At 50.7% G+C, this 18,490-nt stretch carries 14 protein-coding genes; 4 read left to right on the forward strand and 10 right to left on the reverse strand.

Annotation, left to right across the window (positions count from 1 at the left end):
• Window positions 1-14: 14 nt before the first annotated feature.
• The 9 genes from RAL90_RS10640 to RAL90_RS10680 all read right to left on the reverse strand — a co-directional run bounded on the left by RAL90_RS10640 (window position 15) and on the right by RAL90_RS10680 (window position 12,731).
• Window positions 15-4,877 carry a glycosyltransferase gene (locus RAL90_RS10640; protein WP_306250413.1) on the reverse strand — a complete coding sequence of 1,621 codons (4,863 nt, stop codon included), beginning with the start codon at window positions 4,875-4,877 and terminating at the stop codon, window positions 15-17.
• Between the two features lie 14 nt (window positions 4,878-4,891).
• Window positions 4,892-5,554, reverse strand: a complete 663-nt coding sequence (locus RAL90_RS10645; protein WP_306250415.1) for a hypothetical protein — start codon at window positions 5,552-5,554, stop codon at window positions 4,892-4,894.
• A 197-nt stretch (window positions 5,555-5,751) separates the two neighbouring features.
• The gene (locus RAL90_RS10650) at window positions 5,752-7,170 is read right to left on the reverse strand and encodes an MBOAT family protein (RefSeq protein WP_306250417.1); all 1,419 of its coding nucleotides are present in this window, start codon (window positions 7,168-7,170) and stop codon (window positions 5,752-5,754) included.
• Complete coding sequence (locus RAL90_RS10655; protein ID WP_306250418.1) at window positions 7,167-8,360, reverse strand: hypothetical protein; 1,194 nt, start codon at window positions 8,358-8,360, stop codon at window positions 7,167-7,169. The genes RAL90_RS10650 and RAL90_RS10655 overlap by 4 nt, the downstream gene beginning before the upstream one ends.
• A 22-nt stretch (window positions 8,361-8,382) precedes the next feature.
• Window positions 8,383-9,294 (reverse strand): SMP-30/gluconolactonase/LRE family protein, encoded by a 912-nt coding sequence (locus RAL90_RS10660; protein WP_306250420.1) that lies wholly within the window; start codon window positions 9,292-9,294, stop codon window positions 8,383-8,385.
• A complete protein-coding gene (locus tag RAL90_RS10665; protein ID WP_306250422.1) occupies window positions 9,291-10,043 on the reverse strand; it encodes an SDR family NAD(P)-dependent oxidoreductase in 753 nt (250 codons plus the stop codon). Before RAL90_RS10665 ends, RAL90_RS10660 begins: the two co-directional genes overlap by 4 nt.
• The gene (locus RAL90_RS10670; protein WP_306250425.1) at window positions 10,036-10,971 is read right to left on the reverse strand and encodes a phosphoglycerate dehydrogenase; all 936 of its coding nucleotides are present in this window, start codon (window positions 10,969-10,971) and stop codon (window positions 10,036-10,038) included. The genes RAL90_RS10665 and RAL90_RS10670 overlap by 8 nt, the downstream gene beginning before the upstream one ends.
• Window positions 10,972-10,980: 9 nt before the next feature.
• Complete coding sequence (locus RAL90_RS10675) at window positions 10,981-11,700, reverse strand: acylneuraminate cytidylyltransferase family protein (protein ID WP_306250427.1); 720 nt, start codon at window positions 11,698-11,700, stop codon at window positions 10,981-10,983.
• Window positions 11,701-11,744: 44 nt separating this feature from the next.
• Window positions 11,745-12,731 (reverse strand): glycosyltransferase family 2 protein, encoded by a 987-nt coding sequence (locus RAL90_RS10680; protein WP_306250429.1) that lies wholly within the window; start codon window positions 12,729-12,731, stop codon window positions 11,745-11,747.
• Window positions 12,732-12,967: 236 nt separating this feature from the next.
• Here RAL90_RS10680 and gmd point away from each other — a divergent pair, with 236 nt between their 5' ends.
• Window positions 12,968-14,041, forward strand: a complete 1,074-nt coding sequence (gmd, locus tag RAL90_RS10685) for a GDP-mannose 4,6-dehydratase (RefSeq protein ID WP_306250431.1) — start codon at window positions 12,968-12,970, stop codon at window positions 14,039-14,041.
• Between the two features lie 20 nt (window positions 14,042-14,061).
• The gene (locus tag RAL90_RS10690; RefSeq protein WP_306250436.1) at window positions 14,062-15,021 is read left to right on the forward strand and encodes a GDP-L-fucose synthase; all 960 of its coding nucleotides are present in this window, start codon (window positions 14,062-14,064) and stop codon (window positions 15,019-15,021) included.
• Between the two features lie 11 nt (window positions 15,022-15,032).
• On the opposite strand, the gene RAL90_RS10695 is transcribed toward RAL90_RS10690, so the two are convergent.
• A complete protein-coding gene (locus RAL90_RS10695) occupies window positions 15,033-16,085 on the reverse strand; it encodes a glycosyltransferase (protein ID WP_306250438.1) in 1,053 nt (350 codons plus the stop codon).
• A gap of 150 nt (window positions 16,086-16,235) precedes the next feature.
• Between RAL90_RS10695 and RAL90_RS10700 the strand changes: the two genes are divergently transcribed.
• Window positions 16,236-17,324, forward strand: a complete 1,089-nt coding sequence (locus RAL90_RS10700; protein WP_306250441.1) for a mannose-1-phosphate guanylyltransferase/mannose-6-phosphate isomerase — start codon at window positions 16,236-16,238, stop codon at window positions 17,322-17,324.
• An 18-nt stretch (window positions 17,325-17,342) separates the two neighbouring features.
• Window positions 17,343-18,485 (forward strand): AGE family epimerase/isomerase, encoded by a 1,143-nt coding sequence (locus RAL90_RS10705; RefSeq protein ID WP_306250443.1) that lies wholly within the window; start codon window positions 17,343-17,345, stop codon window positions 18,483-18,485.
• Window positions 18,486-18,490 lie beyond the last annotated feature (5 nt).

The raw sequence follows: 18,490 nt of genomic DNA on the forward strand, positions 1-18,490 counted from the left end.
TAAGTAGGCAGGCATCACCCAGCAAATGAGGCTGGCTTGATATTTCTGAAAACGATTGTTCGCCAACTTTGGCCGACAAGCGTCATATCAGGATGGCTTTTAACTTCTTCATCGACAAATTTTTTGACATCCGGCCATTCATCCGCACCATAATCATCAAAAATGATGTAGCCTCCCCGCTTCACCAGAGGGGCGTAATTCTCGAAGTCGAGTTTGATGCTGGTATAGGCATGATCCGCGTCAATAACGATGACATCATACCGATCATCTGATGCCTCACGTATGGCAGAGTCTTCATGACTGTACCGCTTGATCAAGGTGTAATCGTGGTCGGAAACATGCATGGCCTGCATATTCTGACGCAGGTTGCTTTCGCCAACCTTCAGACCCGTCAGGATATCCGAAGCATCGTTACCATAATACCCGTCGAGAGGGTCGATCATGGTCAGCTTTACTGTATCAAACCTGTCCCGGCAATGATCATAAATGGCACCAGCACCGACACCAAATAGCGTGCCTATCTCCAGAACACTCAAACTCCTGCCCCGCACGGAACCGGCGACGAGAGAGCGCAAAACCGCATCCTGAATATCCGTCGCCACCCTTCCCCTGGAAGAAGATTCAAGTTCGCATATTCTTTTGGCTGCATAATAGAGGTTCTTGTCTTCCAGTTTCAGCCCTAGAGAACCTGCCCATTTCTCCTTGATTTCGGCAACATCGCGCGGTGTCAACGCCCGGTCAAAAGAGTTGAAGTTAATATCATTCTGCGTGGCAACGTGACTGAAAGCATCAACTTTCTCAGTCAGCACGTGGATATCAGCGCCCGTCTTTTCTAGTTCACCAACCTGAGTGACAAGGGATTGACGCCGTGATTTTTCCTCAGCCACTGTGAGATTGAGGTTCTCAATGTCCTTCGTAACATCCGCCTCCATCTGTGTTATCCGGTCAGATAGGTAGTCTGTTATTTCATCGAATGACGAGTTCTTGTTCAGGAGTTCATTAAGCTGCGCGCGTATCTCCCCTTCCAGTTGAGCAACATGGTCCTGACTGGATAAGTCTTCCATACGCCCCTGCAAGAGGCTGATTTTCTCAGCAACGTCAGCAACCTGCCTGCGCGACTCGGCCTGAAACTCAGAGATGCGATCCTGCTCAACAGAGTCAGATACTCTTTTCTCTAACGCCGCAAGCTCACCAGACATATTCTGCAACTTTTGGGCGACATCATTTTCCAGTGTGCTTAGCTGATTGCCGTCGGATTTCTGCTCCAGTGAATTGCGCAACTTCTCTAGCGCCTGCTCAAGGCTTGCCTGCCTTTCAGACAGATCATTTGCAAACCTGTTTTCGATGTCAGACAGCTTGCTCTCAAGATCGGAAGTATCATTTCTGGCCTTGGCTGACAGGATGCTTTCCAGTTCAGAAACCAGCGCCATGCCTGCCTTCTGATCCAGCTCATTATAGACGTTGGCAACCTCATGACGGAAAGCCTCAATATCTTCGCTGCCCAGTTTGCTTTCGAGGCTATTGGCAATCTGAGCTGCTGTGTCGTCGAGAAATGTTTCGAAGTCAGTGATTTTACTTTCCTGCGCTATTTGTACCGCACGCAAACTTTCCTGCGCGACTTGCGCGGAATCCAGAAGTTCACGAAGTGACTGCAACTCAAGCGTCAACTGTGTTCTGGCAGAAGCATTCGCGGCTTCCAGTTTTCGCTGTTCACTGGCCAGCCGCTGCACGACAGGGGTCGGCGCACGCGCAGCAATCTCTGACCGGAGGGTGCTGGTCAGGTTCTGAAAGTGTTGGGTGATACGGCGCTTTGTGTAGAGAAAGCCAAAGGCAACCCCACCGGCAAAACCCGCAAGAACCAGTCCGGCAAGAACGAGCCAGGGCCAGGGCGTTGACCCAAGCGGCGTCAGGAACGCAAGGCCAAGCGTTAGCAGCAACGCACCACCATATAAAAGGAACAGCGGAAAACGCCGTTTGAGAATGTCTTTCGACAACCTCATTCCCTTGGCTATGATTGGACGAAATCTGGCAGGCAAAAACTGTAGTAACATCGTCCCGGGCGTTCTGGCTGCCGTTCGAGTTTCCCCTCTAGGTGATTTTGCCTCCCGAACTGCAGCTGAAGACTGCACAGAAGAATCTGTACGGACGGTATTTTGAGCTGGCTTAGCGGGCGTCACCGCGGGCTGTTGGGAGACTGTGTCTGTCATCATGCCGCGCTCTGCTGCCACGGAAGAAGCTTCACCATCCAGAATATCAAAAGCAGGAATAACCTCAACAACGCCCCCCTTCTCAACATCTTCAAACCGGCAGAAATCAAGCGCATCCACTTTGGAGTCGAGATTGGCATTCAGAATTTGTGCGCCCTGCTCCATCACGGGGCCTGCCACCTCACGCCACGCATCCAGATGAATATTTCTGTTTGGATTGGGAATATTATACTTGTCGCCCTTGCGTTGATAACCCTTGAAAAAATAATTGGGATTTTCTTTTTCCTCAACGATTTCAAGTTCTGTCCCGACACCGACTTCCTTGGCACCGTCCACAACCTCTTTGTAATTACAATCAACACCAAGAACATAGATGTTCCGGTAGCCAAGCATAGCGGCGAAAGCTGCTGTATGGCTACCAGTAGTGATTGTCGGTGCCTGTAGGACGGCAGAGTAACGCTTTAACTCATCAAAATTCAGCACACGTTCCTGATTTTTGACAGCACCGATCTCCTCAATGAGGTTTTGCCGTAACATGAAGAGGCGAATGCCTGTCTTGTGAGATGTTTCAATCAGTCTTTTGATTTCAGCTTTGTGGCTCAACCCGACGACGAGATCGAGACAGCAATAATACTGTGGGTACCAGTTAATTTCGTCCCAGTAGCGGTAGGCAGCGTTCATGCCGAAAACGTCAGTCACCTTGAACCGGTCAAAATCAAACCCGGCAAGAGAGGGTCCATTGCCCAAAACGACAGCAGGTTTGGTCGCAGGGGATCCAATAAATTTGAGACCTGTTGTGTTCAGAAACAGGCCCCTGTGTTGCATCATGGCAGCTGCACTGTTTCGATAAAATTCAGGTATCTCCGTAGACACCTGATAATCCTGATTATCACTACCAGACTTCCAGCGCGACTTTGAAGAGGCAGAAGACAGGTTGTCAGCGACACAAAATTCCTGTGCGGAGCGATATGGCGCCTTGTGCCGGGCTGCCAGTATGGAAATGATCGCCTGATCATGGCGGTGACCAAAATAGCCAAAAAGTTCACGTATCTTTGAAGGCGACAGCGTTGCCTGCCAGGCCTTGTCCTCAACTGCCCGGTTGCGCTCATCTGACGTTCCGCCATCGCGGCGCTGGTAAACCGGCGGCTCGGGATGCTTGTCCCCGGCCAGAATTTCCGGCTGCAGAGAATAGTCAAAGGCTTCCTGAAAGAGGTTACTGTACCGCCCACCAACCTTGTACCCCAGAAAACCAGCCCGCAAATGCGGCGCCATCAATTCTTCTGCGCTCGCCTGCATACCCGCAACGCAAGCATCTGACGTGAATGTCGAGTTCCACACCGGCCAGATGCTCTTATCGCTATGATCAACCAAGAGAATATCGTGCTCTTCAATTTCCGAAAAGCAGGTCTGCATGTCAGACAGGGGATAGATACCAGCATCCATCCAGACGACATTATCCCCCGCTTCCAGATAATGCCGGGCATGCCAGATCGCGTAAGCCTTGAAACCATAAGTCTGTACAGAGAAATAATCTTCAAAGAACGGCGCAGCCTGCCTGTCAAAATCCAGCACAAACACATTTTCAAGCGAGTGAAGAATATCTCTTTGTGCCTGTGTGAGGCCAAGATCGTAGACAAAAGCCGGATATGGTTTTTCATGATACTTTTGCAGACCCGCAATCATGGTCAGGCCACTGGCAAAAAAACCCTCGTCAAATGAAGAAATATAGACGCGATTTGTGCTGATGAGATTTTGTGACCGCACATATTTCAGCGTCTCAAGTGAGTCCGGCAGATGCGCCATGCTGAACAGGCTTGAAAGGCTTTGCTTGTCACCATTATACGCCATGAAAACTTCCTTACGCTTTCCTCCGAGGTTGGAGGAGGACTTCCAGTTATCTCTAACGATTCCATCAGAACCATCTGTCAGACACCGAGCCAGTTTATCGATCCACTGATAGCTGGCAAACCCGTAATAGTCTTTGCTGGTGCGGGTTGTCTGTTCGAGGGAGACCGCTCTATTCCCTATTGTTTTCGAATCCTGATGGAGTGTGGCCTGCGTAAACTTTCTGTCGACATGCACGAAAGTTTTACCCGCATGGACCGCACGCAGCCAATATTCATAATCAAAACAGTAACTCAAATCTTCACGGCAGGGCCCGATATCCGTGAAAACTTCCCGTCTGAAAAAGTTGGCAGGCTGCAAGATACCGACTGAATTCATCAGGCGGCTGCGTAACATATCAGGTTCGGCGTTGATGTAGACATCCTGCAGATAAACACCGTGCTGGTCCAGAAACTCACCGCCACCGTAAATGAAATCGGCTTCCGGGTGCTCATGAAAATACCGAGCAACGTCGCGCAAGACATTCTCGTCAATGAAGAAATCATCCGTATTCAACCAGGTTATGATGTCGCCTGTTGCTTGAGCGAAGCCACGATTGATGACATCCATCTGCCCTTTGTCCTTTTCGACCATGAGGTGAACCCACGGCTTACCCGCTGCATAAGAACGCAACTTATCGGCTGTCCCATCCGAGGAGACGCTATCCATGATAATGTGCTCGTGTGGCAACGAGCTTTGCGTCGCAACACTTTGCAAGCATTTATCAACGAACTCAGCCTGATTATAGCTGGGGGTGACGATCGAGATGGTGGGTAGTTTTGTCATAAATACACCATCCCTCATGAAACCCGCCGGGCGGCATAGATCAGGCAGACATTCTGTGCCTGCATGCGCAATTCGGCCATATTGGGGCTGGCTTTATACAACTCGAACAGGGCCGCGTCCGACGTCGACGCCATGTCTGGCTGAAAGAGAGGCTCGGGGCCCATTACATTACCCACCGGCTCAACCCCGCCGCGCTGAAAAGACTGATGAAATGCAGCAAAACGGTCCAGCCAGAATGGTGTGGGCGTCGGTGCGATATAAAATTGCAGGGCATGGATCATCACACCGCCCGGCCGCAACATATCCCGGCACACATCAAGTGCCTCGGCAATTTCTGAACTGCCAAACTTCTCGAACTCACCGCAAGAAAACAGCAGATCAAAAGCGATCTCGGCCCCAGATACCCGTTCATCCCCGCTCTTTGAGCCAGAATATACTGAAACTTTCTCGATTTTCGTTTGCTGCATTTGAAGCGAGTAGGTTTCATTGTGGCGGATCAAACCATCCAGCAGGGATTTTTCACCCGGATTTATTTCCGCAACACTTGCCATTTCGATACCACTCAGGAAATCCTGCACGGCTATCTGCTGGTAAAAGCTCATATTGAGACCTGCCGGAGACAACCCAGTCTGTTCCGCTGCGCGGAATGACTCATATTTTCTCACAAAATCAAGCATTTACGGGCAATTCTTGTCCAAGGGCACAATCTGGCTGACCAATCATCAGCGCGAAATATCGGCCACTCGTAAAGCCTCACAAAGGTCTTCGCAACCGCAATCCTTTAAGAATGATACCAAACCTCGTGCCCAACAAAAGATGCCAAAATCCGGAACGCAAAAAATGCGTCTTAAAAACCGGATCCCCAGCAAAGTGGCTAAAACTGAAAATAGATAAAGGGGCTGGCATCAAGTTTCATGGCAGCAACAGCGATCGCTAGAGCGGTACCAATGAGCGCATAAGTTATCAATCGACCATACCTAATGGATTTCAATCGGCCCGATGCGCCTGAGATGATAAAAGTATCTACCAGCAGCGGCATCACAAGCAACACCAGTGGAATTTCCAACGATGCCAGACCAGAATCGTTACGAAGTGCCAGCAGTGCATTAAATACCAACTGTGTATCAGCAGCATTTTCAGCTCGAAAGGGGACCCAGCAAGCGGCAACAAACGCCTGCGTCAATAGCCACGCAGCAAACGCAATACCCCACACCCTCCATTTTCCGGCTTTTGAATTCCCGGACGAGAAGCTTTGATCCCATAATCTATGAACGATCAATGCAGCGCCATGCAGAAAGCCCCACAGGACAAAATTCCAGCTGGCACCGTGCCAAAGACCGCCCAGCAGCATTGTCTTCATCAGGTTTTGGTTGGTCTGAAGCTTGGAACCCCGATTACCCCCCATCGGAATATAAACATAGTCGCGCAACCAGCCTGAAAGCGAGATATGCCAACGCCGCCAGAAATCTGCTATGTCACGCGAGGCATACGGAAAATCGAAATTTCTTGGTAACGCAAAACCCAGCATACGCGCGCAGCCTATCGCCATTGTGGAATAACCTGCGAAATCGAAATATATTTGGCCATAAAAGGCGAATGTCGCAGCTCTTATTGACGCGTTGTCATACCCGGCGAGGTCAGCAAATACAGGATCTACATACCCGGCAAGATGGTCTGCAAAGACAGCCTTGTAAATCAGTCCGATTACAAATAGCTTCAAACCAGTCAGAAAATCATACTCGGAAAATCTCTTTTTCTCCTCCAGCTGAGGGATAAAGTCATGAGCGCGGACAATGGGGCCAGCAACGAGTTGAGGAAAAAAAGAAATGTAAAGTGCTACTTTAAGGAAGTCCGTTTGACGGCTAATTTCTTCCCTGTAAGCATCAACCAGATAAGAAACCGCCTGAAAAATATAAAAACTAATTCCAACTGGCAAAATTATATTCAATGTCGAATATGCGGCATTGAACCCAATTACGTTCAGTATATCCACAAAACTATCTGTAAAAAAATTGAAGTACTTGAAGGTCCCCAAAAGGCACAGTAATGCTACTATAGAAAGCGTGAGAATTAACTTCTTGCGATCAGGATACCTATCAAAAAGCTTCGGCCCGGCCCAGGCAACCATGATAACCGCCGCCAAGAGAGCAAGAAAACGCCAATCCCAAGCTGCGTAAAACCAGAAACTGGCGATGAGTAAAAAGATATGGCGTAGTCTGGTAGTACCAATAGCCCAGTACGAGACCAAAGCCAGCAGGAAAAATATTGCAAACTGATATGAGGTGAATATCATTCCCTGCCCTCAACCAAGCTATCCGCAAGTTCATCTGCAAACCACGCACTGAAGACAGGCGCACCCTCACTGGTCAAATGGATAGTGTCGCGCCAGTATTTTTTATCATTCAAAGAAGCAAGCAAGGATGGATCGTCGTAAGTCAGGCAGTTCCTCGCCCTCACCATAGAACAGACGCCATTTAAATGAATAACTTCATCTGCAGAAATAGTTGGTGTGCTAAAATATATTACCCTCGCAGAATTGTCATCTCCCCAAGCACGAACAAACCGTGGCGTACGCTCTTCAATCAACCGGTTGCGGGCAAAATCAGCCTCCGGTGCCTGCTGCGAAAAATAATCAAGAACGCTCTCTGTAGGCACAAAGTCAAACTCCCTTTGTGCTTTGATAGGTCGATAACCATATACGCCCCTTGTAGCAGACATTGTATCACGCCGTGATAAAATACCTATACGCAAGAAATTGCTAAGGCCTGTTTCAAACAGGAATATTTCCATTTTTCTAAGGCCTGTGGCCCACTTCACATCTGCATCTATTTCCCTATTCCGTCTGATTTTTTCGGGCGTAAAAGGAGCTACAGCGCGGCTCATACCGTCCTGATTTTCCGTAATGGATTTGTAAGCCTGGCGTGCACGTTCAGGTGAAAGATAATCAAGCACGCGCTGCGCTTTAACATTCTCATGGGCCTTGGCGAGTGGATTCAGATCATATCCAGAATAGACTTCCAGCAGGAAGACAATCTGAGAGTTAATAATATTTTTGCGATGGTCCCGAGGCAGATTTTCCAGCAAATATTCATTGAGAAAATTTCGCTCTGTATGGTTTGCGCCCATGAATGTCAGCTGAATAAGAGTATTTTCTACACCTTTCGAAGTAAGCTCTTTTGAAACCATTTCCCCATCAAGACCGCGCGCTGCCATGCTGCCACCATCAACAACTATCAGCACCTTGTCCGGAGTGTGTTGCGCAAGCTTCATCCTGTAGGTTTTTGCAAGGCCGCCCACATCCGTCTGCGGGAGATGGCCCAATACAACAAGCAAAGTAGAAATGGTCATCATCGCCGCGACACCGCTTGCAAGCATCAAAAGTGAACCGGTCCGCACACGCGGCTTGTGATGTTCGTGGTCCGGGCCAACACGTATTCCCGCAATAACAGCCAGGGCAAGGATCGCTAAAAATATTCCCAGCATTTTTGAATACCCTCAAAGAACCTTAGACTGACTGTTTGAAAGATGCTGCAGGCAGCATCAAGGGGCGATCAAAGTCGAGTTGGAATAATCCGCCTGAAAGCGGTGCCTTATCAATCTTTGTCGCGCTCAATCCCGCCCTTGCCGAGGTAACAAAAGCTGTTTTTCCTTCGGCACCGCCAAAGACAATACTTGTTGGCTGTGGTACTGGCATTTCGATTGTCGCCACCGTTTCAGCGCTTTTCGGGTCGAGGCGGCAAATCTTGCTGCCTGCCCAGAATGCAACCCACAGGCCGCCTTCCCGGTCTACTGTCATACCGTCCGGATAGCCGAAGCCAGGCTCAAACTGCCTGAACAGGCGCTTGTTGGCAAAGCCTTCTAGCGTCAGGTCAGCTGCAAAAATCCGCTGATATTTTGAATCTGTGAAATACACACGCGAAAGGCTGGCATCAAAAGCTGGCCCGTTTGTGACCCCAAAACCACCTGCCAGTTGATGACAGGCCAGTTTTTCATCCAGCAGCCACCAATTCCCTGTATCCTCCTGCTCCGCATCATCCATGGTCCCCGCCCAGAAACGCCCCAAGGGATCACATTTGCCATCATTGAAGCGGTTGCCAGGTAATTTTTTTTCCGGATCATGGATTGGCGCGATGGAGACTTCCGGCTTGCCGTCTTCCACATCAAGCCAGGCAAAGCCTGTGCGTGTTGCGGCCACAAAACGCGCCCCTTCAGCTTTAGCAAAGCTGCCAATCATCTCTGGAGAGGACCAGGATTTTTTTTCTGCCGTTTTGGTGTCATAGCGGTGCAGTTGCTTGCCCTTTATGTCCGTCCACCAGACCGCCTGCAGCGCGTGATCCCAGACAGGCCCTTCACCGAGAAGTGCCTCGGCAGGCCAAACACATGATAGGTTTTCAAGAGTTACGGCTTTCACACTCATGCCGGGTCATGCAGTCTGGAGAGAACACCACCATCCGCATACAGGGTCTCACCGTGAATGAAAGCAGCCTTGCCGGAAACGAGGAAAACGGCGATTTCTGCCACTTCCCGCGTTGAGGCAATACGACGCAAGGGATGGGCTTCAGCCAAAGCCTGCAAGGCTTCAGGATTATCCTTGAAGCCTGCTTTCAGCATCGGCGTGTCTGTCGCTGCAGGCGCAAGGCCGCAGATACGAACCCGGTTCCCAAGATCCACAGCCATGGAACGCGTCAAGCCATGCAAGGCTGTCTTTGTGGTGGCATAAGCGACGAACCCTTGCTTTGTTGATTGAGCGTGCACCGAGCCGATGTTGAGAACAGTGCCCGCCACAGCCTTTTCAAGATCAGGCAACAAGGACTGGACAAGTCGAAAAGGCGCCAGCGTATTCACCTTGAATGATTGCAAAAAGTCATTTGCAGACAGATCATCAACCCCGCCAAGAACCTGAAGGGCACCGTTGTTCACAAGGGCATGCAACGGCGCACCCGACAGTAAGGTCTGCACATCAGTAACGAGACTCGCCAGAGCCACATCTTCTACCGCAATCTTTTCCAGATCATGCTGAACAAAGCTGAAATGATCCGACGGAAAGTCCGGTTCGCGCTGGTCCGTGCCAATAACGCGCCATCCCTTTTCCGCGAAGACCTCTGCCATCTTGTGACCAATACCACCGCATACACCGGTGATGAGAATGTTTTTTGGCTCAGACATGTTTTTTAAGGAAATCCTCAATCATATCAATCGTCAGTAAACTGACGTGACGGCTGGCATCTACGGTATTGGAGCCACTATGGGAACCAAAGATGCACTGATCAAAATCCCTGAGGCGAGAGTTTGCCGGTAATGGCTCCACCTCAAATACATCCAGCGCTGCAGAAGCTACGATACCTGCCTCCAGCCCTTCGACCAGTGCGGCCTCTTCGATGACGGGCCCTCGGCCGACATTGATAACCCTGACGCCCGGTTTCAACTGAGGCAGAATACCGCGATTGAACATATGCCGCGTGTATTCGTTCAGGGGACAGGTAAAGATCAGGAAATCTAGCTCGTTCAGACCTTCCGGCCAGGGCAGATGCTCGACATCTACAAAATCCGCTGACTTGAAGTATGGATCATACGCCACGATCTCCATGTCGAGCGCTGCAAGCCTCTTGCAGGACTGACGCCCGATATCGCCGAAGCCGACCACGCCTGCCCGCTTGTTCCAGGTAGAAATACCCCCCGGTTTCAGCCACTGGTTCTCGGTCCGGATTTTTCGGTCCATCACGAACAGGTTGCGCGCGAGGCCAATCGTATAGGCGATAGCAACATCGGCCACTTCCCTGCCGAAAACACCGGGCGTATTCGAGACGGGAATGCCAAGCTCCTCACAGGCGTCAAAGTCTACATTGTCGATGCCAACACCCCATTTGACAGCAGCCTTGAGCTTGCCGCTCTTGCCGGCTTCGAACACACGCCGCGTCGCCGGGTCATCTCCGATGATCCAGCCATCAAAGTCTGGCAGCATCTTTATCAGCTCGTCCTCGCTCAATGTCTGAACAACAGTGGCAGCAACGCCTTCAAGCCCCTTTTCTGCAAAGACAGGGTAAAACTCATCCATCAGGTTGAGCATATTGGGACAGGTAACCAGTACACGCATTTTCCTCGCCTACTCCCCGGGCAACAAGGTGCCTGAAGCGACACGCATCAATAGTGACTCAGCCATGAACCAGTCAGATGGCTCATCAATATCCACTGACTCAAGGTCAGGTGTAACATACATCACGGGGGCTTCACCGATACGCGCACCCGTTCTGGCAAAGCTGCTTTCGGTAAAAAGGTAGCCCACTGAATTTTCTTCCATATAGGGCGGCAAGTCCTGTGTCCGGATCAGGTTAGCCGGATCATGATTTATCGGCTCCCCCTCTGGCGTGTAGAATCTTGTCTGGTGTCTGTTCACTGTGAACAGGCTATCGGCGCTGCCGTCGTTCTTTGCTCCCTCAAAGGTGGAAAGCATGGCCTGGATCGTTTTGGGCGACAGCAAAGGGTTGGTTGTGTGGGTCATGAAATAATAATCTGATGGCTGATTTTTTATATCATCCTCAAGTACCAAATTCATGGAGACAAAATCACCACATAATTCAGGTTTGCGATCGCGTATCAGAACACGTCCCGCGCCATCACCATCTCGAAGGCCGTTGTCCGCCAGTATTTCCCGGGCATCTGTATTGATAACAACCCGGTCAATCGCCTCGACCGACAACAGCGTATCGAGAATCCAGCGGAAAAGAGGCTTGCCCGCAATATCACGAAAGTTTTTGGAGGTAACGCGCGCGCTATGCGCTTTCATGGGCAAGAGGGCCGTCAGTGTCTTGTTATTGAACGTCATAAAAGCTCGGAGGAATGATTGTGAAAATCGCTTATAAGCAAGGCTTATCGCTGGTTATAGGCTTCGCTGTCGAGCCCTGAAGCGTCTTTTTCGTCTGCTTCCTGTTTTTGCAATGCCTTGTCTTGCGCCGGATAATAGTAGCGTTCCTTTTGCGCCCGTGACAGCTTACGATGCTCGTTATGCCCTTTGTAAGTGCCCCAGTACTGGGCAAACCGAAAGGCGACAATCTCCGATATGCGCGAAAAAGTCCTGCCTTCTGAAAATGCTGCCCTCATGTCCAGAGCGGTCCCGACCGTAAAATAGCGCACAAAATCCAGTAAAGAGAAATGCACCTCCGGCATGATGTCTCTCAGCACCAGCGCTTCGCGATAATACCGGTTCTGCGTTTGCTTTTGTGATTCTTCATGCACATGGGTGACGGGCGCTGAAGCCACATAGGCAATTTTATGGCCAAGTTGCTGAAGCTGTTTGGCCAGGACCATGTCTTCAAGGCCGGTCACTTCTTCATCGAACGGGTATTGTTCCCAAACCTCACGCAGGATTGCAGCGTTCGCATTATTGCAGAAAAACCCCTCCTGCGGGATCGCATCGCCTTCGGGAAAGTACTTATTGAACAAACGATGCTCGGAGAATTTTGTGACCTCATCATGCCCGACCTGCCGACCATAAGTGTAGGATGCCTTGCCAGCAACAAGCGGCTGAACCAATTCCTGAAGCCAACGATCGTGAGTCGGGATGCAATGTGCTGAAATAAAAACCAGATACTGCCCCCGTGCAAAGGCGCAGCCACGGTTCAGGGAGCGCCCGAACGAAAACTCACTTTTTGAAATATGCGTGATACGGCAGTCATGGCACTCTGCGATCTCAATCGTTCTGTCCGTCGAGCCGGAATCGATGAGCACAATCTCGAAATCCAGACCATCAAGCCTCTGCTGCCGACAGGCCGCCAGCGCCTGATCGAACCACTTTTCCTCGTTCAAGGCACGAAAAACGATACTGATTTCGGGCGTTGTCACTAAACGGCCTTTCATGGGTGCGGCAATATTCAAATCACATATCCCGCACCTCTGTGAAAGTACATAACTCCCGACCAAAGACCAAGGCCAGATCAGGATGAGCGAAGCGCAGCCAATGATACTGGTGAAGCGGATCGACTGAATATATCAGGATTAGCAATTGCCAGCCATGGTCTCATTCGTTAGAGGGGCGAGGGTGAATTGGGCGATTTTCTAGCCCTTGTAGATTTATGGATCAGCCAGGAAAAATGATGACCCAGAAAAAAGCACTCATAACAGGCGTGACCGGACAGGACGGGGCCTATCTTTCCCGCCTCCTTCTGGAAAAGGGCTATGAAGTTCACGGGATTAAACGTCGTTCTTCATCTTTCAATACCAGCAGGATTGACCCGATATACAAGGACCCGCATGTCGATGATGCGAATTTTTTCCTGCATTATGGCGACCTGACGGATTCGACCAATCTGATTCGGATCGTCCAGAGCATTCAGCCGGACGAGATTTATAATCTCGGGGCGCAGAGCCATGTGCAGGTTTCCTTTGATACGCCTGAATACACCGCCAATGCCGATGCTGTCGGCACGCTGCGACTGTTAGAAGCGATTCGCATCCTGGGCATGGAAGAAGCGGTAAGGTTCTATCAGGCCTCTACGTCGGAACTGTATGGCAAGGTGCAGGAAGTGCCGCAAAGCGAAACCACACCATTCTATCCGCGCAGCCCCTACGCAGCAGCGAAGCTGTATTCCTTCTGGATCACGGTGAATTACCGCGAAGCCTATGGCATGCATGCTTCTAATGGCATCCTGTTTAATCACGAGAGCCCGCTGCGCGGAGAGACATTCGTCACGCGCAAGATCACACGGGCCGTGGCCGCAATAGAACTTGGTTTGCAGGACAAGATCTATCTCGGCAATCTCGATGCCCAACGCGACTGGGGACACGCGAAAGACTATGTTGAGGGTATGTGGCTGATGATGCAGCAGGCACAGCCGGATGACTATGTGCTGGCAACTGGCGAAATGCACTCTGTTCGGAAATTCGTCGAGCTGGCCTTCGCAAAAGTGGGCAAGCAGATTGAGTGGAAGGGCAACGGCGTCGATGAGAAGGGTTTCGATGCTGCAACCGGCAAAAAGCTGATCGTGATTGATCCACGCTATTTCAGGCCTGCGGAAGTCGAACAGCTTCTTGGTAACCCGGCCAAAGCCAAAGAAAAACTTGGCTGGAGCCACAAGGTCAGCTTTGAGCAATTAGTACATGACATGGTCGAGTCTGACCTTGAAGTGGTGGCGCAGGAAAGCTGGCGCACACGTCGTACAGATGACTGAACGAGGCAGGCGGGGCTGACATGCAGGATACCTATTCGCTTGACGGCAAAAAAGTCTGGGTAACGGGCCATCGCGGCATGGTTGGCGGGGCGCTTGTGCGTCGTCTGGCAACCGAGAATTGTGCGACCATTCTGACCGCTACTCGTAAAGAGGTTGATCTGAAGCGACAAGAGCAGGTGGAAGACTGGATCAACACCAACAAGCCGGATGCTGTCTTCATTGCGGCCGCAAAAGTTGGCGGCATAGTTGCAAATGATACGTACCCAGCCGAATTTCTCTATGATAATCTGATGATTACCAGCAACATCGTTGAAGCCAGCTACCGTGCGGGCGTCGAGAAACTGATGTTTCTGGGGTCAAGCTGTATCTACCCCAAATTTGCCACACAACCGATTACAGAAGACCAGTTACTGACAAACTCGCTTGAACCAACCAATGAATGGTATGCGATTGCGAAGATCGCCGGGATCAAGCTGTGCCAGGCTTATCGCCGCCAGTATGGCGCTGATTTCATCTCTGCGATGCCCACGAACCTTTACGGACCCGGCGATAACTTTCACCCGCAAAACAGCCATGTGATTCCTGCATTGATCCGCAAGGCTCATGAGGCAAAAACAGACGGCGCCGCCTCCATGGAAATCTGGGGCACGGGCACACCGCGCCGTGAGTTTCTACATGTGGATGACCTAGCAGACGCACTGGTGCATTTGATGAAAATCTATTCAGATGCTGAGCATGTCAATGTTGGCTCCGGTGAGGACCTGACCATTGAGGACCTCGCGCGCAATGTGATGGACGTCGTTGGCTTCGAGGGGGAACTGACGAAAAATACGAGCAAGCCTGACGGCACGCCGCGCAAACTAATGAGCGCTGATAAAATCAGGGGGCTTGGCTGGAAACCGTCTATTTCACTTCAATCCGGTCTGAAAAATGCCTATGACTGGTTTGTGGAAAATGAAGGTCAGTGGGCAGAGCGCTAATCTACTCCCCATCATACTATCTCAATCCAGTCCAGTTTTGCCTGCCCCGACAAGCATCTGATACCGAGATCAATGCGATGCGCATCTTTCAAATCCGCAGGCACGTCAATCCTGGCCTGGTCAGCACTTTGCGGTGTTCCATCAACAGGTGCGCCAGCAAGGCTGTATTCAATATTGGTATCAGGCGCGCAGGACCGCCACTGAATAATAATCTGCTGCGGCCTGGCAGGTGACATATTCAGCAAAGGCACTTCGAGGGTTTCATCCTCAGGTAAACATATTGAATCATCGGCGGCCGGAAAAAGTGACGTGACAATTTTTGCCGCTGATGCCGAGCCTGCCTTGAGGTGCTCAAGCATAAAACCTGTCATGGTCTTCGCTGCCGTAAGGCGTGAATGGTTGCGCCTCACAAGATGCCAGATTTCCCGGCGACGGCTTTCAGTAAATTGCGCCGTTTTTGTATCCTCTCCCATCAGGACACATGACAAAGGTTGATCGAGATGAGAGAAGGACAGTCCTGCCTGATAAAGCCGCATCCATAAATCCCAATCCATCGTATAATGCAGTGTACGACCAATACCGCCTATACTCTCTATCGCCTCCCGCTTCACAAAACATGAAGGCTGGGAAAGAGTATTGCCCCGTAGCAGCAAGCGGGATGCTGGTTGCGCTGTTCGATGAAAACCAGTCGTGCGACCTTTTTCATCAACTATTGTGCTCTGCCCGGTGACCACATCCGGCGCAGCGTCACTCTCAAACACGGAAAGCACTTTCTCAAGCGCACCCGGCATGAGCGCGTCATCAGCATTCAGCCAGCCAAGATACCTGCCGGACACTTCATCCCAGCCGGTGCCGATGGCATCAGCCTGCCCCCGGTCTGGTTGATGAAAACGCTTGCTGAGAATACCGTCAAACCTGTTCGCCAGCGCGACAGTGCGAGGGTCATTTGATGCGTCCATCAACGCAACTTCAACCTGCACATCCTGCACCTCTAGCGATTTCAGCGCGATCTCAAGGCGCGGATCGTACTGCCCGACAGGCACGACTATGGCAAAGTCATTCATGAACCATACTGCTGAATTTGCTGAACCAGATCAGTGATTTAGGGAAAGTTTTCAAACAAGTACAGACCGCTTTCCGGCTCCCCGGGTATCTTCTCTTGTCATGATGTTTATTTCTGCCTAAGGCTCCAGAGATGCAAAGGTGATATAGCCATGGCAAAGATTTTTCCCGTCATCATGGCCGGTGGTTCCGGAACACGACTGTGGCCTGTTTCCCGCAAACGGCAGCCAAAGCAGTTTCAGGCTATTGTAACTGACCAGACCATGTTTCTGCAGACCGTCAGCAGGATTACACAAGGGCGCACCACGACCGCTCTGGATATAGCTGATCCGATCGTCATATGCGCAACTGCGCATGAACAAACGGTGCGCACACAGTGTGCGGAAAACAACATCACATTGTTAAAACTGATCTTGGAGCCGGTGGGCCGCAACACAGCCCCTGTCGCTGCGATTGCCTCTCTGGTTATTCAGGAGATTGATCCAGATGGCATCATCCTGCTGTTGCCCGCAGATCATCACATCGTTGATACAGATGGTTTCTGGCAGGCCGTTGCATCGGGCCTTCAGGTTGCGGAACAGGGACATATCACGACCTTCGGGATACAGCCAACACAACCGGAGACGGGCTACGGTTATATAAAAAGCGACAAGCAGCTGACCGAAGGGGTTTTCAGTATAGACAGCTTCCGCGAAAAACCTGATCGGGCGACAGCTCAGGAATATCTGCAAGCTGGGAATTATTTCTGGAATGCCGGTATTTTCCTTTTCAATGCAGCAGAGATGCTCACTCAATTCGATCAATGCGCAGCGGATATTCTTGAAAGCTGCAAGAAGTGCCTCACCGTTTCACAAAAACAGGAAACCTTTATTTTTCTTGATACGGATTCATTTTCTGCCTGTCGCGCCGAGTCAATAGATTACGCCATTATGGAGCATACTGAACGGGGCGCTATTGTGGCACCGGTTGATATAGGCTGGAATGATATTGGCGCCTGGACAGCCGTCCGTGAGCTGCTGTCAGATGATGACAAAAATGTTGTCAGAGGCGACGTCATGAGCGTCAACTCCGAAGGATGCTATATTCGCACTGACGGGCCATTGGTTGCCGCAGTAGGCCTTGAAAATATAGTCATCGTTGCCACTGAAGATGCGATACTCGTGACCACACCGGAGCAGGCACAAAACGTCAAAAATATCGTGGCACAATTATCCGAAAGCGACCGCAAAGACCTTTTATAAGGCCGGGCAATCATACGCATGGATCATCCGCACCACCACTTTTTACGCTACCACGATTGGCTTGTTCAGTATGCCCTGCCCTTCTGGGCAAAAGCGGCAATCAATCCGGCTGGTGGTTTTCATGAAAAGCTAACCATGCAAGGCCAACCCGTCACGAATTGCGCTCGGCGTGTGCGTGTTCAGGCACGACTGACGCAGGTCTACAGTATGGCTGCGTATTATGGCTGGTACGAGAATGCAGAAGCTGTTTCAGACCATGGGTGGCACTTCCTGACGAGAGACGGCATGGCAGGAAGCGATGACAGAGCAGGAATAGCGCATCTGTTGAACCCCGATGGCTCCGTTCTGGACGGTCACAGGGACACCTACGCGCAGGCCTTTCTTCTCCTAGCAGCTGCGTGGCGCGTAAAAGCATTCGATGATCGCGCAGCAAGAGATATCCTTGAGCAGACAGTCGGTTTTCTGGATTCACGCCTTTCCCATCCTGCTGGTGGTTGGAAGGAAGGACACCCAGAAACCCTACCCCGCCGCCAGAACCCTCATATGCACCTGATAGAAGCATTTATGACGTGCCATGAAGCGACCGGAGAAAATATTTATCTGGAAAAAGCCAATCAGATATTTAATCTTTTTACTGACCATTTTTACGATATGGATTCCGGCTTGCTGCTGGAATTTTTTAATGATCGGTTTCAGCCTGACACCAAGAGCGGTCATCTGATTGAGCCAGGCCATATGATGGAGTGGGTATGGCTATTGGACTGGTATCGTCGCCTCACTGGGACACAGACGCGTAACTACGCCGACAGACTGTATGCACAGGCAGAGCATATTGGCCTGAACGAAAAAACAGGACTTCTGTTCGATCAGGTGACAAAATCCGGCGACGTGATGAAAGAAACGAGTCGCCTCTGGACGCTCACAGAGTTGATCAAAGCGAGCATGGTGAATGGCAAGCTTGAGGCTGCAAACGGTCTTACAGGACTGATGCTGGACAAATACTTGTCAGTGCCTGTTGCCGGCGGATGGTCTGATACCTGTGACAATATCGGTGTAACTGTTCCCGGGTTTATGGAAACGAGCAGTTTCTATCACCTGATCGGTGTTGGCGCAGAGATGAAAAGGTTGGGCCTGAATGAGCAAACCCAACCCTCAGCCTGATTTGC

The organism is Parvularcula sp. IMCC14364, assembly GCF_030758415.1.
Classification (GTDB): Bacteria; Pseudomonadota; Alphaproteobacteria; order Caulobacterales; family Parvularculaceae; genus Aquisalinus.